The sequence below is a fragment of the Pedobacter endophyticus genome (assembly GCF_015679185.1).
Classification (GTDB): Bacteria; Bacteroidota; Bacteroidia; order Sphingobacteriales; family Sphingobacteriaceae; genus Pedobacter; species Pedobacter endophyticus.
Window position 1 is genome coordinate 4557410 of sequence record NZ_CP064939.1, and the last position, 21578, is coordinate 4578987.

Here is a 21578-nt window from a genome sequence, read left to right on the forward strand (position 1 = left end):
GATGGGCAAAGTTGTTCGGATTCTCTTATTTTTCTTGCTGCTCTTGGGCGTTAACAGCGCATTTGCGCAGGATTTAAAAACGTCTGTTGGCGATAACAAAGAGCTGGATTCTGTGCGGAACAAGCTCGATGCCGGGAAAGACTCAGTGGTTTTTACCGCCAAATACATCCGCTACACCAAACTGTCGCTCAGTAAAGACAGCATAGTGCTGTTGCCTTTAGATACCTCTACTGTAAACATCCAAAACTACAGCCCTTTATTACAGCCACTTCACCCCACTATCAGTACCGGTAACATGGGTTTATCGGCTCGGCCATTGCTGTATGAACCGAGCAAACGTATCGGCTTCGATCCCGGATTTCATTCCCTCGATTACTATGCCCTTACGCCCGAGGATATCATCTACTATCAGGCCAGAGCACCGTTTACAAGCCTATACTTTGTTAGTGCAGGCCAAAAAGAACAGCTCTTTAGGGCAATCCACAGCCAAAATGTTAAAAAGAACTGGAATGTGGGCGTCAACTTCAATCGTGCCGATTCAAAAGGTTTTTATGCCCGCCAACGTGGCGATAACCTTAACGTAGCCGTGTTTTCGTGGTACCAATCGCCAAACAAACGCTACAATATGTGGGCATCCGCCATTTTTAATACCATGCGAGCCTATGAAAACGGTTCGACGGAAGCTACTGACTTATTTGAGCCTGGTTACGACAAAATCAGCCGGGATGCAGAGCCCGTAAACCTAGAGGCCTCGCGGAACCTATATCGAAAAAATACCCTGTTTTTAAAGCAGACGTATTATGTGGGCCGGATAGATACCTCAGCAAATGAAAACAACGGCGCATTGCCAACCAATAAAGTATCGTACACTTTGCAGTACGATAATGACAGTTATACGTTTTATAAAACCGGTTCGGACCCGAACAACGTAATGCCCCCTGGTATTAACAACACTGAATTTACCAACGACTCTACCCACGTACAACACATTAAAAACGAATTTATTTATAGCTTCTTCCTTCGGGCGAAAGACACAAAGGTGATTAAAAATGAGTTAAAGGTTGATGCCGGCATTCGTCAGGACTTTTACAAACACCAGTATTTTGGCGTAAAGGCCGATAGAACAAACTACGAGCAAAGTAAGTTTAATTATCAAAACACTACGGTTCTGGGTGCTGCGGGGTATCGATTTAGCAGTAATATTGATTTTAATTTAGATATTCAGCAGATTTTGCAAGGTGAAAACGCCGGAGATTATTTGTATGAGGCCAAAAGCAAAATTCTTTTAGGCAAATCGATCGGAAGGATCGAGTTGGGTGCCTACGTACAAAATCAAACGCCTGCCGCCATATTCAATTATTATCATGGCAACCACTACCAATGGGATTATCAGGATTTTAAGAACACAAAAGTTGCAAACTTATCGTTCAACTACATTAATGATAAATATGGCTTCAATGCAGGCGCAAAATATTTTCTAACTTCCAATTATCTTTATTTCGGGTTAGATAATGCTAATGGCTACAATTCTATTCTCCCTCAGCAGGAAACGGCCGATATCAGTTTGATCAGGATAGACATTCAGAAGAAATGGCGCTTCGGGAAATTTGTTCTCGAGAATTACATTGCTTACCAAAAAACAGATAAAAATTCGGTATTGCGGACGCCTGAGTTTTACACCTACAACAGTTTCTATTTTGATAATGTGTTTTTTAAGGTGCTGAAAACTAATGTTGGTTTTGATGTGAGGTACAATTCAGAATATGCCAATTACTTTTACTCGCCCGCAACGGCGCAGTTTTATATCGACACCAACAATCCGGTATCGTTAAGTTCGCGGCCAGTTGCCGATGTGTTTTTAAAGGCGAACCTTAAACGTGCCAATATTTTTGTAAAATACGATTTTGTTAATCAGGGCTTATTTCAAAAAGGCTATTATACCGTTAATCGCTACCCCATGCAAGATGCCTTGTTGAAATTTGGCGTAAGCTGGAATTTTTACGATTAATTAGGCAATTGGTTCATTGGCGTACAGTCATCCGATGAATATAGGCAGTACGTTCAGATTCATCGGATGACTTTAACCTCCAGTTGTCACCCTGAGCGTAGTCGAAGGGCGGTACAAACGGGGCTTCGACTCCGCTCAGCCTGACATTGTGCAGGCAAGGCGATTAGTCAAAAAACTCAAGCTCCAATTGTCACCCTAAGCGTAGTCGAAGGGCAGTACAAACGGGGCTTCCACCAAACTCAGCCTGACATGGTTCAGGCAAGGCGATTAGTCAAAAACTCAAGCTTCAATTGTCGCCCTGAGCGTAGTCGAAGGGCGATATAAACGGGGCTTCTACTCGCTCAGCCTGACATGGTATATATTAAGCCAAACACCGCATTGTAACCAACAATTAAACCATAATAATTTTAAAACAAAAAATCCCGTTCTGATTTCTCGGAACGGGATCTTTTTTATTGTTAAATCCTCTTAGAATGAATAACCAACTGAGAAACCTAAAACACGGTTAGTTAACTTGCCATCACCAGATCTAGCGTCTTTCGGAACTAAATTCGTCAATCCTAAACCATAGTTAGCACCTACTAAGAAACCAGAATTTGTACGGTACGCTAAACCGAAATTAGCGCCAAATTCGGTACTTGCATAGTTTTTGTCTGCCGCAGAACCGAATGATAAATCATCTTCGCTTGAAGAGTTCGCTACAGTTGAAGTATTCGAGGTCGTGTTAAGTGTTGTAATTGATCCTTCTCTTTTGTTTTTTCCAGAAATGTTAAAGCCAACATACGGACCAGCAGAAATTTGAACTGCACCGGCGCTACCAGTTGGAATTCTGAAAACCGCATTAATTGGAACCTCAATAGCCATTAAATTGGTTTTATTTGTTGCAACAGTTGTTGTTGTGGTGTTGCCAATTGTAGTCACATCTGTCGATTCGAATTTGGCACCCTTGTTTTGTAGCGAAACTCCCGGCTGGATAAAGAAATTGTTTCCTACACCAAAATCGGCAAAAGCAGTAACGTTAAACCCAACATTGTCTTTCATGTTGTCGTTGTAAGTTGTGCTTCCATCAAAATCGCTGGCATGGAACCTCGATAAGTTTACACCTGCCTTAATACCAAATCTTGCATCAGAGCCTGTCATTGTTGTTTGTGCGAAAGCGCCAGTTGCCAACAAGATAACCGATGCGCTTAATAGTAACTTTTTCATAATATTTTTCTTTAGGTAAGAAATTCTGTTTAAAAATCCGGCTTATGCCTACTTGTTAATTACAAGCCCCATATCCAAAAGCTATGCCAAAGTATCATGTGTGTTACAAACTACATAGTTAAGTTATTGTGTTACAGTGGGTTTTTTAATTAATCTGTGCAAAAAGAGTAGATCGCGTTAACCTTAATAGTTGTGCGTTAATTTGTATAGATATCAGGAAAGACTACACAAACTGAGACGTACATGTCAAAAAACCAGCCATGAGATGAATATGAGGCGCCTTGCTATATTCACCCGATGACTTTAAAAAAAGAACTATGTTTTTTGTGGTTTCTTTTTCGCTGCCGGAAACAATACATTATTTAAAATTAAGCGGTAACCTGGCGAATTAGGGTGCAGGTTCAAATCGGTTGGTGGGTCGCCCACGGCATGTTGATAATCTTCCGGATCGTGACCTCCGTAAAAGGTAAATTGCCCTTTTCCAATTTCGCCATGTAAATAACGAACTTCAGCCGCTCCTTTGTTTTCGCCCAAAACAGTTACACTGGTTTTGATGAGGTCTTTTTTGAAGGCCGTTGTTTGGCCCATAAATCCTTTAATTACTTTATCGTGGTTTTGGGTAAGCATGGTGGGAACCAGATCCCATTTTGCCGAAAAATCGAACAGCGTAAAGTAATCGTTCGTTTTCGTAAGTGTTCTGTACTGGGTAACGTCAATATCCGAAAATTCGTAGTTCATAGGGTTCGTATCCAGTTTAAAATTCTGAAAGGCCAGTGTTTTATTGAAATCCATTTTCGATTGTGCGTTAGGATCTGCGGCATCGCCATCAAACATTTGAGCACAAATATCTACGCCATCGGCAGCCAGGGCAATATCGAAACTGTCCGTTCCAGAGCACATTGCAAACAAAAAGCCGCCACCGGCACAGTATTCCTTAATATGTTTTGCTACCGAAAGTTTCATTTCTGAAACTTTTTTAAAGCCCATCTTCTTTGCTAAAGCCTCCTGATTTTTTACATCTTCCTGGTACCAGCTAGCATACCTGAAGTTTGCCCAGAAACGCCCAAACTGGCCGGTAAAATCTTCATGATGTAAATGCAGCCAATCATATTTGCTGAGCTTATCCTGCAAAATATCGTCATCGTAAATCACATCGTAAGGTATCTCGGCATAAGTTAAAACCAGCGTCACGGCATCATCCCAGGGCAATTTACTTTTTGGTGAATAAACCGCAATTTTCGGCGTTTTCTCTAGTTTTACCATTTCCATATTAACCGACGGATCGCTGATTTCGTTTAATAATGAAATCACTTTTCCATCTGCCATAACATCATAAGAAACGCCCCTTATCTTTAATTCATCCTCAACGGTTTTATTGTACTTAATTAAAAAACTTCCGCCGCGGTAGTTTAACAGCCAATCTACCTCCACCTGCTTACTAATGGTCCAATAGGCGATGCCGTATGCTTTTAGGTGGTTTTTCTGATCTTCATCCATGTAAATCAGCAACGACGAAGCTCGAAGTGCGAGGGAACAAAGCAGGCAAAAAACAAGGATATAATATTTCTTTTTCAAAATGGTAAAGGCTTAAAACACTAAAATACCGCATTTAAACTGTTTAGAAAAATTTAATGGTATTATAAGTTACACAATTTTGCTATTTTTGCCCTCTACTTTTTAGAACGCCCTTTTAGGTGGCAACAAATAAATAGATATGAGTAAAGCAATAATTAAAACCGAAAAAGGTGATATGACTGTTGAGTTCTTCGAACAAGATGCTCCGAAAGCAGTTGCAAACTTTAAAAAATTAGCCAACGAAGGCTTTTACGACGGTGTAACTTTTCACCGTGTAATTCCTGATTTTATGGTTCAAACCGGCTGTCCAAATTCAAAAGAAGGTGCAACCGGAATGCCGGGCACAGGTGGCCCAGGCTACAAGATCGATTGCGAATTAACTGGCGAAAACCAATATCACGATCGTGGCGTATTGTCAATGGCACATGCAGGTCGCAATACCGGAGGTTCTCAGTTTTTCATTTGCCACAGCAGAACAAACACTGCGCACTTAGATCGCAACCATACTGTTTTTGGAAAAGCCGTTGAAAATGTAGATCTTGTTGACGACATCCGTCAGGGAGATAAAATTTTAGGAATCGAAATTATTGATTAAAATTAGATATGAGATACCAGATTTGAGATATGAGGTTTGCTCAGCCTCACATCTCGTTTCTCACATCATTTAAATAATTAAACAATTGATTTGAGACAATGGATATGAGGTTTGAGAATTTTCTCACAGCTCACATCGCACATCTCAATTCTCACATCTCAAAAAAATATGAACTTAAGAGGAATTGTTGCCGTTTCTGGTAGACCAGGTTTGTTTAAACTGGTTGGGCAAAATAAAGTGGGTTACATTTTAGAAAGCCTTGATGCGCAGAAAACTAAAATTGTCGCCAACATAACCAATACCAAACTGGCTTCGTTAGAAGATATTACCGTTTACGGCGAAGAGGACGAAATTAAATTGGCCGATATTTTCGCCAACATTTCTGCCAAGGGATCTACTCCTGATTTAAAAGACAACTTGCGTCCTTATTTTTTGGAAGTTGCTCCCGGCCATGATCAAGAAAAGGTGTATGCTTCTGATATGAAGAAGATTATTACCTGGTATACTATCTTAAAAGATTTGCCGCTTTTTACCGAGGATGCTCCTGAAACACCAGGAACGCCCGCAGAGGTGAAATTGGCAGAGGAAAAAGCAGTTGCCGATAAGAAAACAAAATCTGCTGCCGCTAAAGGTTCAGGTAATGCAAAAGCAACTACCAAAACTTCAGCTCCGGCCAAAAAAGCAAACATGACAAGTAAAAAAGGCGTTTAAAGCTCCTTTATTTTACGATTTGAAACACCAGGTATTTTATCTGGTGTTTTTTTATGCCTTTAAAAGAAATAATATAGCAAAGCAACAATGATCAAAGCAATAACCATGCTTATCCAAAACACTTTGTTGCTACCACTTTGGTTACTTTTAAATCGGTAATTGCGTTTATATTTATCGTACATATTATTGGTTTTTATTAGTTAATGATGGTTAGAAAGCGGTTATTCCATAAGAAAACCGTTGGTTTATAAAAATTCGTTTTTTGCTATTGGTCGTAATGAAACCGACATTGAACAATGGCACACTTTTGGTCTTTACCTTTAATTCCCGATACTTGGTAAACTAAGCGATGTTCCCCTGTAATGCGCCTCGACCAAAAGCCTTTTAAATTATATTTCAATGGTTCTGGCTTTCCCATACCGTGAAAAGGGGTTCTTTTTATTTTCTTCAGTAATTCTCTAATTTTTTTTTCTACCTCCCGGTCATTATCCAACCAATATTCAAATTCCTCCCAGCCCTCAATTGTAAATACAATATCCATCTTTCTACATCAACTGTTTAATCTTCTTCTAAGGAAAATGATCTTACATTATCCTGCTTTAAGCTTTCAATGGAGCGTTCTAATCTTTTACGGTTTGCCTCGGTTGACAACAGATGCGCTGTTTCTGTAAGTGTATTATACTCTTTTATTGAAATCACAACAACAGCATCGTTTTCGTTGTTGTTTCGAGGTATAATCAGAACATCTTCCGTAGTGCTTACTTCATCGAAATAAGTTTTCATATTTGTTCGAAGTGATGAAATGGTTACTGCTTTCATAATTATTATAATTTAACGTACTTGCTAACGTACGTTTAAAAGTACGCTCTGTCAAGTTTTTTTTCCAAGGGGAGAGACGTAGTTAATGATTTGTAACCATAAACAATGCTTCCTTTAAACTGTTAATTGCAAATTGCCCACTAGCAATTAAGCATGATGATAAGGTTCGCCCTTTAATATACTAAATCCCCGGTACAATTGCTCTACAAAAAACAAACGAATCATTTGGTGAGAGAAAGTCATGTCAGATAATGAGAGCATGCCATTCGCCCGTTTGTAGATACTTTCATCGAAACCATATGGCCCGCCAATGATGAAAATTAAATGCTGAACGCTACCTACCATTTGTTTATTCAGGTAAGCCGAAAATGCAACAGACGTATATTTCTTCCCTTTTTCATCCAATAAAATTACAACATCACCATTGTTGATTTGTTTATGCAATAATTCTGCTTCTTTGGCTTTTTGCTGCGCTTCGCTCAGGTTTTTAACATTTTTAACATCCGGTATTGCTAAAAAATTGAAGTTTATATAATGTTTAAGCCGATTGATATACTTCTCAATTCCTTCTATAAGGTACTTGTCTTCCGTTTTGCCAATTGCAATTAAGGTAATCTTCATCTAATAATTTGCCTATCTTTATGGTTTTGAGATTCAAACTTAGAAAAAATGTGAGCGATTAAGGACACGAATTGAAAATAGTCTGCGACGCTGCATTTTGAAGCTTTTCAAAAACATATAAAAGCCACACCCATGTCGATAACGCCATCAGAAATTTTATCAGATTATAACCTAAAAATACAAACTGCTGAAGCAAATATTGAGGTAACAAAACGAAGCATAGATCACCTTTCGCTTGTGAGGATTGGACTGTTTCTGGCCGAAATACTTTTCTTCGTTTTACTGCTAAACTCCGCCGACAATGGTTGGCGCATACTGGTTCAAATCGGTTTAATTGTGCCCATCGTTGTGTTTGTAATTATTGTACGCAAACAAAGTATACTCGATCGAAAAATCGAATACCAGAAGCAATTGCTGTGGGTGTATCAAAACGAATGGAATGTTATTAACGGCGAACAAAACGGATATGATAACGGATCGAAGTTCGAATCGGAAAGCCATCCATATACTTCCGATCTTGATATTTTTGGCCAATCTTCACTGTTCGCATTGGTTAATCGCTGCAATACCGTTGTAGGGAATTTGCTGTTAGCGCAAAAGCTTGCTAATAAAACCGATCCGTCAGCTATTTTGATGCGTCAGGAGGCAATATTAGAAATTCACGATAAGATACAGCATACGTTCGATTTCAGGGCCAATTTACACGCACACGACGCAGGCAAAATTGAGCAAATAAAAGAACAATTAAAATTTAAGCTCGGCGAACAACTGGCCTTTGTTCGGGGGCCTTTATTAAAATCCTATGTTGCAATTGCACCATTTATTTCGCTGGTACTTATTGCCGCGGCCCTATTTTTCAGCACTATTTTTTGGAAATTGCTTGTGCTGTTTCTTGTTGGCCACATTGGGCTTAACGTAATGTTAAATGCCAAAATAAATTTGGTGTTCTATAGCTTTGGTGGCAGCTCAAACCTTTTAAACAGTTATGCCAGTGCAATTCGCTGGGCCGAAACGCAAGATTGGAAAAGCAATTATATCACTAAACTATTCGATTCCAGAGTTCCTGTAAGCCGCGAGATTAAAAGTCTCTCTAAAGTGATCCAAAATTTCGACGCCCGATTAAATATTCTCGTAGGTGGTATTTTAAACGGGCTTTTTCTTTGGGATTTAAGGTGCTGTATCAATCTTGATAAATGGCATCGATCATCATCAAGCGATGTCGTTTCGGGCCTTAACCACCTGGGCGATTTTGAGGAACTGATCTCTTTTGCTACAACCGCCTATAACCAGCCCGACTGGTGCATGCCAGAGATAACAGATCAGTTTGCCCTAGCTGCCGAAGCGCTTGGGCACCCACTTATTTCGCCAAACATTCGGGTAAATAACAGTTTTGGGGTTGAAACAGCGCCCACGGTAGATATTATAACAGGCTCAAACATGGCCGGCAAAAGTACATTTTTACGCACGCTTGGCATTAATATGGTTTTGGCTTATGCCGGTGCCCCCGTTTGTGCAAAAAAGATGCGACTTTCGGTTTTTGCGCTCAATACTTACATGCGTATCAAGGATTCATTGAACGAAAGCACCTCAACATTTAAGGCGGAACTTAACCGGTTAAAGATGATTTTGGATCATGTTGTAAACGATAAAGATACCTTCGTACTAATCGATGAAATGTTGCGTGGTACCAATAGCCGCGATAAATATTTGGGCTCGAAAGTGTTTGTTGAAAAGCTTATCGCCGAAAAAACGCCGGCGCTTTTTGCAACGCACGATCTGCAGCTCGCCGATTTAAAAGAAGACCACCCAAAAACCTTGCGGAACTTCCATTTCGATATTTCGATAATACAAGGCGAAATGAAGTTCGATTATAAATTAAAACAGGGGCCTTGCTCAACATTTAACGCAGCGATTTTATTGAAAGAGATTGGACTAGCTTTGGATTAACACGTTGCGATAACCATAAAACGGAGTGCTGAAAGATACCATGCGGTTTGAGCAACTTTAATAGGCACCAGGTTTAAGGTGATAACTTAATAATGGAGTTTTGAGCATGAAGCGCTTAAAACATAACTTGTTAATTTTCACTTAACATTAAACTTGCAACTTACGCTCATCAATTTATAAAATGATAAAATCCAGTGATTTCGGTGCTGATTTTTTGTGGGGAGTTGCTGTTGCAGCTGCTCAAATAGAAGGAGCTGCGGCCGATTATGGCAAAGGTCCGTCCATTTGGGATACATTTTCGGCCAAAAGCGGTAAAATTAAAAAAGGTCACAAACCGAATCCATCCTGCGATTTTTATCATAAATACATCGAAGATATTGCCCTTGTTAAACATTTAGGTTTCGGTGTATTCAGGTTTTCTATTGCCTGGACAAGAATATTTCCGCTCGGTCGAGGAGAAATTAACCAGCAAGGCGTGCGTTTTTATCATGACGTAATTGATGAATGTTTATTGCAGGGCATTGTTCCTTACGTTACCCTCTACCATTGGGATTTGCCGCAGGCACTCGAGGATGAGGGCGGGTGGACGAGTTTTAGTATCAATGAAGCGTTTAATGGGTTTGTAAAGTTCTGCGCAGTAGAATTTGGTGATAAAGTCAAAAATTGGATCGTACTGAACGAGCCTTTCGGATACACCTCGCTCGGGTACATGTTAGGCGTTCATGCGCCAGGCAAAACAGGTTTAAGCAACTTTTTTCCCGCTGTTTTACATACGGCATTGGCACAAGCAGACGGGGGCAATATTCTCCGATCGGAGATAAGAAATGCCAATATCGGGACCACTTATTCATGTTCTGAGATTTTGCCTTATACACAAAGCGATGACGACTTGCTGGCGGCCAAACGGGTGGATTGTTTAATAAACCGCCTCTTTGTAGAACCGGCGCTAGGAATGGGATTTCCAAGTGCGGATTGGGATTTACTAGAGAAATTTCAGATTGAATATGGCACGTGGCGATTAAATAACAGGATGAAATTCGATTTTGATTTTATCGGTCTTCAAAATTATTTTCCGCTTACGGTAAAGTACAATGCTTTTATTCCTGTAATACAGGCATGGGAGGTTAAAGCAAAAAGTAGAAAAAAACCGCATACCGCCATGGGCTGGGAGGTTAACGCAGCTAGTTTTTACAACATTATTAAGCAGTTTGCCGCCTATCCGAACATCAACAACATTATGATTACCGAAAACGGCGCAGCGTATCACGACAAAGTAGCTGACGGGAACATTGTAGATACCGAAAGAATCGAATATTATAAACTGTATTTAGCGGCGTTATTGAAGGCGAAAAATGAAGGGATAGCCATCACGGGCTACATGGCATGGACGCTGATGGATAATTTTGAATGGGCCGAGGGCTATAACGCCAGGTTTGGATTGGTACATACTGATTTCAAAACGCTAAAACGAACCATCAAATATTCGGGCCATTGGTGGCATGAGTTTTTGAAGAATTAAGACGGGTTGCCCAAAGACACCTCGGTAGGTGAGCTATCGAATGGTGCTCGGTAAAAAGAAAAAAATCATAACCACCTGTTAAAGAGGTAGAAATTTAAACCGTGTTGCGTTTTTATGATTGAACTTTGGCGCTTTAAATATGTAAATTGCCTGCATGAATGATAGAACGACAGTCTATAGCACTTACTATAATCCGATGGAAGCCAATATAATCAGGGCAAAGCTTGAAGATTCAGGGTTTGCATGTTTCCTTGCAGATGAAAATGTTGCCACGCTAAATCCGTTGTATAATCAAGCTATTGGTGGCGTTAAGCTAGTTGTTTTTGAGCGAGATGTTGAGGCAATTAACCAGTTATTGCAAGAAGATAGTGGTGAATCTCTCGATTTGGAAACGTCAGAATTTGCTCATGTTGAGGCTACAAATGTTGTTTGTGGACGATGCGGTTCAAAGAATGTAGGTTTCGGCCTGGCAACAAAACAGAAGCATGGCCTTTTTGCGATCATACTTTCGTTCCTAACATTTACAACTCCGGCTTTTGCTAAAAAATGCCACCATTGCTACGATTGTGATTTCGAATTTGAATGAGGATTAATTTATATCCGTCGGCTGAAGCCAGACGGCAAAGTAAAATAGGCATGACAGTCAGTCTAATTTGTAAACTCATTGCCGTTGGTTTCAACCAACGGAGCTGTAAACAAAAAAAATCCCGTTTTGATTTTACTTAAAACGGGATTTTTGTGAAGAGATTGCTTCGTGCCTCGCAATGACGGGGATAGGAAACCTTTCTGCTTTAGTCTTTTAGCTTTGCGCTTTCGCTGCAGCTTCAGCTCTGATAATGTTCAATGCACCACCAGCCTTAAACCAGTCGATTTGTTGCGCATTATAACTGTGGTTTACAAGGAACGATTCTTCAGTACCATCTGCATGGTGTAAAACCAACGTTAAAGGTTTATCAGGAGCAAATTCCGTTAAGCCTAAAATGTCAACGGTATCGTCTTCCAAAATTTTGTCGTAATCATTTTTGTCGGCAAACGTTAAGCCCAACATACCTTGCTTCTTAAGGTTTGTTTCGTGAATACGGGCAAACGATTTCACCAATACCGCACGAACACCCAGGTGACGAGGCTCCATAGCAGCGTGCTCACGTGATGAACCCTCTCCATAATTTTCGTCGCCAATTACAATCGAACCAAAACCAGCAGCCTTATAAGCACGCTGAGTAGCAGGAACCGGGCCGTATTCGCCAGTTAATTCGTTTTTAACAGTATCTGTTTTATCGTTAAAGTAGTTTACCGCACCGATTAACATATTGTTCGAAATATTATCTAAGTGACCACGGAATTTTAACCACGGGCCGGCCATAGAAATATGATCGGTTGTACATTTACCTTTAGCCTTTATTAAAAGTTTTAAGCCTTTTAAATCAGTGCCTTCCCACGGAGTAAAAGGATCTAGCAACTGTAAACGGTGTGATGTTGGCGAAACAATTACTTCCACGTTTGAGCCGTCGGCAGCTGGAGCCTGATAGCCCGCATCCTCTACCGCGAAACCGCGTGTCGGTAATTCATCACCAGTAGGCGGATCTAACTTCACCTGCTCGCCTTTATCGTTCGTTAAAGTATCGGTTAAAGGGTTAAAGCCCAGGTTACCAGAAATTGCAATTGCAGCAACCATTTCAGGCGAAGCAACGAACGCAAATGTATTCGGGTTACCATCCGCACGTTTAGCAAAGTTCCTGTTAAACGAGTGTACAATTGTATTTTTCTCTGCCTTTTCGGCACCAGTTCTGTCCCACATTCCAATACATGGTCCGCAGGCGTTGGTAAAGATCGTTGCATTTAAATCCTCAAAAGTCTTTAAAAAACCATCGCGATCTGCCGTATAGCGCACCTGCTCCGATCCCGGGTTGATACCAAAATCAGCTTTAGTTTTTAACCCTTTAGAAATCGCCTGACTAGCAATCGATGCTGCCCTCGATAAATCTTCGTACGAAGAGTTGGTACAAGAACCAATCAATCCCCATTCAACCTTTAAAGGCCAGCCGTTTGTTTCCGCTTCAGTTTTCATTTGCGAAACCGGAGTAGCTAAATCTGGAGTAAAAGGACCGTTTAAATAAGGTTCCAAAGTATCTAGATCAATTTCAATTACCTGGTCGAAATAGTTTTCAGGATCAGCATAAACTTCAGCATCACCAGTTAAATATTCTTTTATCTTGTTGGCTTCATCAGCAACTTCATTTCTGTTGGTAGCACGCAAATAACGCTCCATGCTCTCATCGTACCCAAAGGTAGATGTAGTTGCGCCGATTTCGGCACCCATGTTACAAATGGTTCCTTTACCAGTACAGCTCATAGAAGTGGCGCCATCGCCAAAATACTCTACAATTGCACCGGTACCACCTTTTACGGTTAAAATACCAGCAACTTTTAAAATAACATCTTTAGCAGCTGTCCAACCATTCAACTTTCCGGTTAGTTTAACGCCGATTAATTTAGGAAATTTAAGCTCCCAAGGCAAACCAGCCATTACATCGCAGGCATCGGCACCGCCAACACCAATGGCAACCATACCCAAGCCACCTGCATTTACAGTGTGAGAATCGGTACCGATCATCATTCCACCCGGGAAGGCATAATTTTCTAAAACCACCTGGTGAATAATACCAGCTCCTGGTTTCCAAAAACCGATACCATATTTGTTTGATACAGACGACAAGAAATCAAAAACCTCGGCACTTTCAGTTTTAGCATGAGGTAAATCTATCGATGCACCCTCTTTAGCGGTAATTAAGTGATCGCAGTGAACAGTAGAAGGAACGGCAACTTGCGGGCGACCAGCTTGCATAAACTGCAAAAGCGCCATTTGAGCCGTTGCATCCTGCATCGCAACACGATCCGGTGCAAAATCTACATAATCAGAACCACGTTTAAATGCCGTTTTAGGATCGCCGTCCCAAAGGTGTGCATACAATATTTTTTCAGATAAGGTTAAAGGTCTGCCAACTACTTTGCGAGCAGCCTCAACGCGGCTGCCGAAGTTTGCATACACCTTTTTTATCATGTCTATATCAAAAGCCATCGATTTTATTGGTTAAAAGGTAATACTTCTATTCTAATAGGTGCGAATTTACAAAAAAAATGCGCCCCTTAATCCTATCCTGCCATGATTGTATTATTTGGAAATATTCTAAATAAATAGGTAAAGGTATGGCTTCAACAAGCTAAATATTTTTTATGTAGCACAATTGGAGTTTTTCAATCATCGTTATTTCCGGCTTTGCCTTCAAGTCGTCGCTAAGCTGTGGGCTTTCTGTTCAATCGGGGTATCAAGGTTTTGGCAAGTCTTTGTTAGTAGGAGCGTTCACAAACGCACAGGGATGTCCGCTTACGAACAGTAAAATAACAGTAATTCAGTTTAACTTGCTGTAAATCAATAACGAAATTTGCCGATCGATCTTGGCATAAGAATAGCGCTTCGCCCTACAACGATGAAAAAACAAAACCTTTATCAGCGAAATGTTTCAAAACCCTTGGCAGGGCGTACTCAAGGCGGTCGAAAGCTTTCAAACTGTCGTGAAAAACGATTATCGAACCATTTTCAGCATGTTTAATCACATTTCGATAACATTTTTCGGGACTGAGATTCGTGTCGAAGTCACCGCTGAGTACATCCCACATTACGATGTTAAGTCCTGAGGCGATAGTCTTTAGTCTCGAGTCGGGCTCTGGACCGTAAACTAGTGACTTAAGACTTCGGACTTGCGACTTTTTTATTCTCCCGTAAGGTGGCCTAAAGAGGTTGGTTTGGGTTAGTTCCTGGCATTTTAGCGTGTTTTGGATATACGTTTCGTCGTCGGTTTTCCAACCTTTTAAATGGTTAAAAGTGTGGTTTCCGATGGCATGTTTATCATTTTTAACACGTTCGAAAACGTCGGGGTGTTTTTTTATATTGTCGCCAATGCAAAAAAAAGTGGCTTTTGCATTAAATGCTTTTAAAGTTTTTAACACAAAATCTGTAACATTGGGTATAGGTCCATCGTCAAAGGTCAAATAAATAACTTTTTCGGTGCGTGATTTATTCCAAAGTAGCGATGGATAATACCATTTTAGCAGAAGCGGCGATTTGATCAGGTACATTTGTAATCAAAGTTAGCAAATGCCTGCACAGATTGAAATTATTGAAGTTGTTTATATAGATTTGAAAACAAATTATGAAGATTTTTACCAATAAGTTAGTTACCGGAACTGCATTATTATTTACATTGAGTTTTAGCCAGGTTATTCAGGCCCAGGAAGTCATTACCATCGAACAGGCCGTTGAAAACACCTTAAAAAACAATTTAAACATTAAACAGGCTGCTTTTAGCGCTGCTTTGAGCGAGGAAAACTTAAGACAGTCGAAAAATGCACTTTTACCAACGGCAAATGGGTCGGCAAGTTATAACAAAAACTTTGGTCGCAGTATCGATCCATCAACCAACCAGTTTATCTCACAAGAATTTTCATCTGCAAATGGTAGCTTATCAACGAGTGCCGACTTATTTCAGGGGTTTCAAAAGCTAAACCAGATCAGGCAAAACAAACTTTTGCTCGCCGCCGATCAAACTAATGTTGAAAAGGTCAAGAACGATTTGATTTTGCAAGTTGTAACCTCTTACATGCAAATTTTGTACAATAAGGATTTATTGACGGCCTCGCAACAACAGCTAGAAGTCGCCAAGCAAACTTTGAGACGTGAACAAGCGTTATTGGATGCAGGAAATAAAACGCTGGCGGACATTTCTCAAGCAAAATCGCAAGTTGCAACGGCCGAGTTGAATACAACAAACGCAGAAAATACTTTGTCTGTTTCCTATCTTACCCTTAACCAATTGATGGAAATGCCACCTGAACATACGTTTGAGGTAAAGGCGCCGGTAGTAAATGAGAACTATTCTTTGCAAGACAATTATAATATTAATACAATTTTTAACAGTGCATTAAACTCTTTTCCTGATGTTAAATTAGCTTCATTAAGGACTCAGGCGGCTTTAAAAGGCGTTGATATTGCTAAATCTTCGTACTATCCAAGATTATCGATCGGTGCCGGTTTAGGTACAAATTTTTCGAGCGGACGAAGTAGGGTACTGTCGGTAACGCCAAACGGATTTACTGAAATTGGAAGAACAGCGGTTACAAATGAATCTGTAGTTGTGCCAGATTTTACTACTGTTTTAGGTAAGCAAACGTTTGGATCTCAAATAAAAGATAATTTTAATCAATATGTAGGTTTGAATCTCTCGATTCCTATTTTCAACGGCTTTTTAACAAGATCAAACGTTCGTAGGGCAAAAATCAACTATCAAAACACCCAAGTGAACGAGCAGCTCACTAAGAATAATTTGAGCAAAGTTATTTCACAGGCAGTTTATGATTTGAAGGCGGCTGAGGGGCGCTATTCATCAACGCAAAAAGCATTTTTAGCTCAAAAAGATGCATTTTTTGTAATTGAGCAGCGTTACAATGTGGGTTTAGTCAACTCATTAGATTACAGTACGGCGCAAACCAACAGAAACAAAGCTGAAATCGATTTTATACAAGCAAAATACGATCTGCTATTCAGAGCGAAAGTAATCGATTACTATTTAGGCAAGCAGATTACGTTTTAGTCGAAAATCTGAAGGCTAAAAAACAAATTGAAATCATTATAGTCACCTGATCATTATAATCAAGCCGAAGAAAACATTGGCAAAATACAATAAAAAAAAGCAATACAAAATACAATAAACAACTATGAAACTGAAACACATTTTAATTGCCCTTGGCGTAATCGTTGCCCTGGTTATCGGACTGAAACTGGCCGGTGTAATTGGTGGCGAAAAAACCGAAAAGGTAACTACAGAAAAAGCAGCGAATAAAACTGTTGTTGAAACGGTAACTGCCAGTGGCAAGATTCAGCCAGAAACAGAGGTGAAACTAAGCTCTGAGGTTTCGGGCGAGGTTGTGGAATTAAAGGTAAAGGAAGGCGATATTGTAAAAGCCGGGCAATTGTTGTGTAAAGTTCGCCCAGATGTATTGCAATCGGGTTATGAGCGCACGGTAGCTACCTATAATGCCCAAAAGGCAAACGTAGCCGCCGCTCAACAAGAATTAGTGCAAAACCAGGCAAACTTTGTTAACGCAGAGGCCACCTATAAACGTAATGTAGAGCTTTTTAACAAAAAAGTAATATCAGCATCGGAGTTTGATGCAGCAAAAGCAGCTTATTTAACCGCTAAGGCAACTTTGGCCAGTGCAAAAGAAAATGTAACGGGTGCCAAATTCACTTTAGAGCAAACAGGTGCCAATGTGAAAGAAGCAGGAGCAAACCTAGCCAAAACCACTATTTATGCCCCGGTTGACGGCGTGGTTTCTAAGCTATCAATCGAGCTGGGCGATCGTATCTTGGGTACATCACAAATGGCAGGAACTGAAATTATGCGCATTTCCAACCTTTCATCAATGGAGGTAAATGTGGATGTAAACGAAAACGACATCACCCGCGTAAAAGTAGGGGATAAGGCTTCAATAGAAGTTGATGCTTTTTCTGATAAAAAATTTAGAGGCGTAGTAACTGAAATTGCAAGTTCATCAACAGCGGTTGGAACTACCACATCAACCTCGGTAGATCAGGTAACCAATTTTTCGGTAAAAGTTAGAATAACTGAGGAAATGGAAGGTAAGCAACAGTCCATTTTCCGCCCCGGAATGTCGGCAACTGTAGACATTGAAAGCGAATCGGTTAATGGCCTTGCGATTCCTATTCAAGCGGTATTTACCGATACCGGAAAATCGACTGATAATTCAAATAACAACAACGGCAATCAGGAAAATACTGATAAGCAGAAATCAAAATTATCAGATAAAAAGATAAAACAATACGTTTATGCTTACGATGCCAAAACCAAGAAAGTTAAGAAGACAGAAGTAACTACAGGTATTCAAAATGATCAGTTTATTGCTGTAAAATCGGGTGTTAAAGCTGGTCAGGAAGTGGTAACAGGTCCATATTCTGCAATCCAAAACAAATTAAAGGATGGCATGATTGTAGAAAAAACAGCTAAAGACCAACTGTTTAACAAAGACGGTAAGAAATAAGGTCAAAGGCTTAAGGCTTAGGGTGTAAGGTTTGGGGTAAGTAGTCAATCCCGTAAGCCTTACACCTTTTTTCGTTTACAGGGAGCTGTTAAAATTTGAGTAGTAAAGTTAAGGTTGAGCCGCTTAATCAGAACCTTAACGCCCAAACCTTTTGCCTCACACCCTTATTCATAAAAATGAAGCTCAAAACTGTTTATCAGCGCAAGAAATTGTAACTTGCGATGCTTAAGGCAAGGTTTAAAATTTGAGGTGTAAGGTTTAAGGTTAAGACGCTTTAGTTAAAACCTTAAACCTTACACCTTTTGCCTTATACGTTTTTAAACAATTACACTTTTATTTAAATATGGTACCTAAAATAGCGATGATAGGGGGCGGAAGCTGGGCAACTGCCATTGTTAAGATGCTTTCGGATAATGTAGCTGAAAAGGAAATTTTTTGGTGGATGCGCAACGAGGTGGCCATTGAGCACATCAAGAAGTTTAAGCACAACCCGCACTATCTCAGCTCTGTCGAAATCAAGCTGCCGGAAGCCCATATTTCATCAAATATCAATGGTATTATAAAAGCGGCTGACTTTATTATTCTCAACGTGCCCGCGGCGTTCTTAAAAGAATCGTTATTAACCATCACTCCCGACGATTTAAAAGGAAAGAAAATTGTTTCGGCAATTAAGGGCATTGTGCCGGAGGATAACCTCATTATTGGGGAGTTTCTGCACGAGAAGTATGGCGTTCCTTATCGAGATATTTTGGTAATAAGCGGTCCCTGCCATGCCGAGGAGGTTGCTTTAGAAAAACTTTCCTACTTAACGTTGGCCTGTACCGATATCGATTCTGCATCTGTTTTTGCCTCTTTGTTAAGCAATCGTTATATCAAAACCAATGTTTCTGATGACATTTTCGGTACCGAGTACGCTGCGGTGTTGAAAAACATTTATGCCGTAGCAAGTGGCATTTGCCATGGAATCGGTTATGGCGATAATTTTCAGGCCGTTTTGATCAGCAATGCCATTCGCGAAATTAAACGCTTCGTTGATGCCGTCCACCCGATAAACCGCGATATAATGGAATCGGCCTATCTGGGCGATTTATTGGTAACCGCTTACTCGCAATTTAGCAGAAACAGAACTTTCGGCAATATGGTGGGCAAGGGCTACACTGTTAAATCGGCGCAGTTGGAAATGAACATGATTGCCGAAGGCTATTACGCCGCAAAGTGCATACACGTTAAAAATGGGGCCTACGGCGTAGATATGCCAATTTGCAAAGCCGTACATCAAATTTTATACGAAAATAGATCGCCCCAAACCGAAATGAAGTGGCTTGCCGAGCAGCTTAATTAATTTAACTTTTGGGTACGCTACTTGGTTCGTAACAGTGTCTATTCAGCGCGAAGAGTTATTCATTCTGAATGCTCGCCTTACCGGACGGGCAGCGATGCTATTTGGGCACCGACTCGCCCTACCGCAGTGGGTTATTGGCGCTCTGAATTCCATCGCTTGCGGATCCTTCGGTACGCTCAGGATGACAGCGTTAAACCGAGCTATTTCACTTCTTTGTTTTTAAGAAACTGACTTCTTAAAATGGCGATCCCTCTTGGATAAGGCCCTAGAATTTGCAGTTACCTTAAACGATTTTCAATCTCGCCTACTATTTGGTTTACGAGCGGCCCGTGGAGTTCTATTGCACTTTGATCTGACCTGTTCAGGTCGATTTCGAACAATGGAATCTTTTCAGCAATTTGTTCAAAAGGTAAAAGCTGCCAATCCTCGCCGGGCGGTTTTAGTACGCCAATAACCCGCCCGTGGTGAATAATCTCAAAGAGTGTATGCTCTTGCTGGATGGAAATCACCTCGCTTTTTCCGTCCTGATCGATATGCATTTCGAATGGTGCTATAGTTTTCATGCGCTTTACCTCATATTTGATGTTTTACCTGAGTTAGATTATTACTTCGAAAAAAACCTTCCAATCCATTTGTTGGCCATTCCGTCATGCTGGGCGGTCACGCTATAAAGATCCTGAAATGAATTCAGGATGACGACCGTTCATGTAGACAGCTGATGAAACGCCAGAAGAGGAGGTTTAATAATCCAACTCAGGTTTTTTATAACAAAGCTTCTAGCAACAACGCCAAAAACAGGTAAATGTTCACAAGTTTTTACAGATTCAATGGCATCCATTTACAGTTTTGCGAACAACCAGCAACAGCGTAATCTAAAATCAGCTATTAGTTATACATTTGTATGAGAGCGTTAATTTAGATGATTGGAAACAAACATCTAAAGGGTAGTCATTAAGTTGGCTACCCTTTCCTTTTTTATAAAAGCATCATTTTTAGGAATAGTTTCAACTAAATCTTTCTATAATGGCTAGTTTTAAAAGTTTACTATGTAAACACCAAAGTTTGGCGGGAATCAAGCTTTGGCTTTAGGGTAGCACCAGCTACCCTAATTTGTGCTTCTGATAAAGTTACCAAACACGGTACTTATCATCGTCGAAATTTGCTCTTTTTTGTTCCATTGGTCAGGCTCATTCTTCAAAAACGCAATTTCAATCGAGGCATTTGATACGCAATCGATCGCCTCGTTCGTATCTATAAAAATATGATGATGGCAGAGATCCGTGTTTGTATTTCTAAATTCCAGTACGTTTGGCCTTTGGTTAGCAACCGGTTTATAATCTAAAATCCTGATCATCACCATTTCAATTAATTGATAGGTAGTAATCGTTTTGTTTTCTTTTAGTACATCTTTGGTCATAGAAGTTAGAATTAAAGTATACAATGATAGGGTAATGCAGTGTATACCCAAATAGTCATTTAGGGCTATTTTAATTGGAGGGTTCGGTTGTAAATAACTCAACATAACCATTGCTCGAAAAATAAACGCCGAGAAAGAACATTTTTAATTAATTAGCATTATTTTTACACCAATTATGGAAAACGACAAAAAGAATATATTCGATAGCGTTGCTCAACGTTTAAAAATTGAAGGTTTTAATGTAGTAAACCGCGATGAAACCCGCCCGTGGGGAGGTTTCTTTGTAATTGATGAAGCACAGGCGCAACAATTTGCCGATACTTATTTTGACGGATTAGATGTAGAAAGCTTAAAAATTGGCGGTAAATTAAGCCCAAAAATTTTAATTGTTGCACCAAATACCCGTTTATCGTGGCAATATCACCACCGCAGGGCCGAAATATGGCAAGTAGTAACAGGTACAGTTGGTATTAAAACCAGCGAAACTGACGAAGAGGGCGAAGTGAAAAAATACGCACCAAAAGATCAGATTAAGTTGCAGCAAGGCGAGCGCCACCGCTTAATCGGTTTAGACGATTGGGGCGTTGTAGCAGAAATTTGGCAACATACCGATGCCTCAAACCCATCAGACGAAAGCGATATTGTACGCGTACAAGACGACTTCGGAAGATAATATCCTTTTTCGAATCCTGCCAACAAACA

At 40.2% G+C, this 21578-nt stretch carries 20 protein-coding genes; 10 read left to right on the forward strand and 10 right to left on the reverse strand.

The window, feature by feature from the left end; translation table 11 throughout:
* Nucleotide 1: 1 nt before the first annotated feature.
* Nucleotides 2–2008 carry a putative porin gene (locus IZT61_RS18600; protein WP_230383761.1) on the forward strand — a complete coding sequence of 669 codons (2007 nt, stop codon included), beginning with the start codon at nt 2–4 and terminating at the stop codon, nt 2006–2008.
* 468 nt (nt 2009–2476) lie between these two features.
* Here IZT61_RS18600 and IZT61_RS18605 read toward each other — a convergent pair whose 3' ends face one another.
* Both IZT61_RS18605 and IZT61_RS18610 read right to left on the reverse strand, forming a co-directional pair.
* Entirely contained in the window at nt 2477–3214 is a 738-nt protein-coding gene (locus IZT61_RS18605) for an outer membrane beta-barrel protein (protein ID WP_196098523.1), read from the reverse strand.
* A gap of 315 nt (nt 3215–3529) precedes the next feature.
* Complete coding sequence (locus IZT61_RS18610) at nt 3530–4711, reverse strand: asparagine synthetase B (protein ID WP_230383965.1); 1182 nt, start codon at nt 4709–4711, stop codon at nt 3530–3532.
* Between the two features lie 217 nt (nt 4712–4928).
* Between IZT61_RS18610 and IZT61_RS18615 the strand changes: the two genes are divergently transcribed.
* Both IZT61_RS18615 and IZT61_RS18620 read left to right on the forward strand, forming a co-directional pair.
* Nucleotides 4929–5384, forward strand: coding sequence for a peptidylprolyl isomerase (locus tag IZT61_RS18615; RefSeq protein ID WP_196098524.1), 456 nt, complete (start codon nt 4929–4931; stop codon nt 5382–5384).
* 168 nt (nt 5385–5552) lie between these two features.
* Complete coding sequence (locus IZT61_RS18620) at nt 5553–6095, forward strand: DUF5606 family protein (protein ID WP_196098525.1); 543 nt, start codon at nt 5553–5555, stop codon at nt 6093–6095.
* Between the two features lie 59 nt (nt 6096–6154).
* Here IZT61_RS18620 and IZT61_RS22485 read toward each other — a convergent pair whose 3' ends face one another.
* The 4 genes from IZT61_RS22485 to rlmH all read right to left on the reverse strand — a co-directional run bounded on the left by IZT61_RS22485 (nt 6155) and on the right by rlmH (nt 7535).
* Nucleotides 6155–6277 (reverse strand): hypothetical protein, encoded by a 123-nt coding sequence (locus tag IZT61_RS22485; RefSeq protein WP_262895699.1) that lies wholly within the window; start codon nt 6275–6277, stop codon nt 6155–6157.
* Between the two features lie 83 nt (nt 6278–6360).
* Nucleotides 6361–6636: a Txe/YoeB family addiction module toxin gene (locus IZT61_RS18625; RefSeq protein WP_196098526.1), complete on the reverse strand. Its 276-nt coding sequence runs from the start codon at nt 6634–6636 to the stop codon at nt 6361–6363.
* 17 nt (nt 6637–6653) lie between these two features.
* Nucleotides 6654–6914, reverse strand: a complete 261-nt coding sequence (locus tag IZT61_RS18630; RefSeq protein ID WP_196098527.1) for a type II toxin-antitoxin system Phd/YefM family antitoxin — start codon at nt 6912–6914, stop codon at nt 6654–6656.
* A gap of 147 nt (nt 6915–7061) precedes the next feature.
* Nucleotides 7062–7535, reverse strand: coding sequence for a 23S rRNA (pseudouridine(1915)-N(3))-methyltransferase RlmH (gene rlmH, locus IZT61_RS18635; protein WP_196098528.1), 474 nt, complete (start codon nt 7533–7535; stop codon nt 7062–7064).
* A 132-nt stretch (nt 7536–7667) separates the two neighbouring features.
* Here rlmH and IZT61_RS18640 point away from each other — a divergent pair, with 132 nt between their 5' ends.
* The 3 genes from IZT61_RS18640 (at nt 7668) to IZT61_RS18650 (ending at nt 11587) form a co-directional block, all read left to right on the forward strand.
* Nucleotides 7668–9482 (forward strand): MutS-related protein, encoded by a 1815-nt coding sequence (locus tag IZT61_RS18640; protein WP_196098529.1) that lies wholly within the window; start codon nt 7668–7670, stop codon nt 9480–9482.
* Between the two features lie 181 nt (nt 9483–9663).
* On the forward strand, nt 9664–11001 hold the full coding sequence (locus IZT61_RS18645) for a GH1 family beta-glucosidase (RefSeq protein ID WP_196098530.1): 1338 nt from the start codon (nt 9664–9666) through the stop codon (nt 10999–11001).
* Nucleotides 11002–11197: 196 nt separating this feature from the next.
* Complete coding sequence (locus IZT61_RS18650) at nt 11198–11587, forward strand: DUF2007 domain-containing protein (RefSeq protein ID WP_230383762.1); 390 nt, start codon at nt 11198–11200, stop codon at nt 11585–11587.
* A gap of 213 nt (nt 11588–11800) precedes the next feature.
* On the opposite strand, the gene IZT61_RS18655 is transcribed toward IZT61_RS18650, so the two are convergent.
* Together IZT61_RS18655 and IZT61_RS18660 are read right to left on the reverse strand one after the other, a co-directional pair.
* Nucleotides 11801–14080, reverse strand: coding sequence for an aconitate hydratase (locus IZT61_RS18655; protein WP_196098532.1), 2280 nt, complete (start codon nt 14078–14080; stop codon nt 11801–11803).
* Nucleotides 14081–14481: 401 nt separating this feature from the next.
* Nucleotides 14482–15138 (reverse strand): polysaccharide deacetylase family protein, encoded by a 657-nt coding sequence (locus IZT61_RS18660; protein ID WP_196098533.1) that lies wholly within the window; start codon nt 15136–15138, stop codon nt 14482–14484.
* Between the two features lie 74 nt (nt 15139–15212).
* Between IZT61_RS18660 and IZT61_RS18665 the strand changes: the two genes are divergently transcribed.
* From IZT61_RS18665 to IZT61_RS18675, 3 genes are all read left to right on the forward strand, one after another.
* Nucleotides 15213–16649 carry a TolC family protein gene (locus IZT61_RS18665; RefSeq protein WP_196098534.1) on the forward strand — a complete coding sequence of 479 codons (1437 nt, stop codon included), beginning with the start codon at nt 15213–15215 and terminating at the stop codon, nt 16647–16649.
* A gap of 124 nt (nt 16650–16773) precedes the next feature.
* On the forward strand, nt 16774–18117 hold the full coding sequence (locus IZT61_RS18670; protein WP_196098535.1) for an efflux RND transporter periplasmic adaptor subunit: 1344 nt from the start codon (nt 16774–16776) through the stop codon (nt 18115–18117).
* Between the two features lie 343 nt (nt 18118–18460).
* Nucleotides 18461–19459, forward strand: coding sequence for an NAD(P)H-dependent glycerol-3-phosphate dehydrogenase (locus IZT61_RS18675; RefSeq protein ID WP_230383763.1), 999 nt, complete (start codon nt 18461–18463; stop codon nt 19457–19459).
* 278 nt (nt 19460–19737) lie between these two features.
* Here the strand turns inward: IZT61_RS18675 and IZT61_RS18680 are convergent, their stop codons facing one another.
* Both IZT61_RS18680 and IZT61_RS18685 read right to left on the reverse strand, forming a co-directional pair.
* Nucleotides 19738–20022: a hypothetical protein gene (locus IZT61_RS18680; RefSeq protein WP_196098536.1), complete on the reverse strand. Its 285-nt coding sequence runs from the start codon at nt 20020–20022 to the stop codon at nt 19738–19740.
* 542 nt (nt 20023–20564) lie between these two features.
* Nucleotides 20565–20876, reverse strand: coding sequence for a hypothetical protein (locus tag IZT61_RS18685; protein WP_196098537.1), 312 nt, complete (start codon nt 20874–20876; stop codon nt 20565–20567).
* Between the two features lie 175 nt (nt 20877–21051).
* Here IZT61_RS18685 and IZT61_RS18690 point away from each other — a divergent pair, with 175 nt between their 5' ends.
* Nucleotides 21052–21549: a cupin domain-containing protein gene (locus tag IZT61_RS18690; protein ID WP_196098538.1), complete on the forward strand. Its 498-nt coding sequence runs from the start codon at nt 21052–21054 to the stop codon at nt 21547–21549.
* Nucleotides 21550–21578 lie beyond the last annotated feature (29 nt).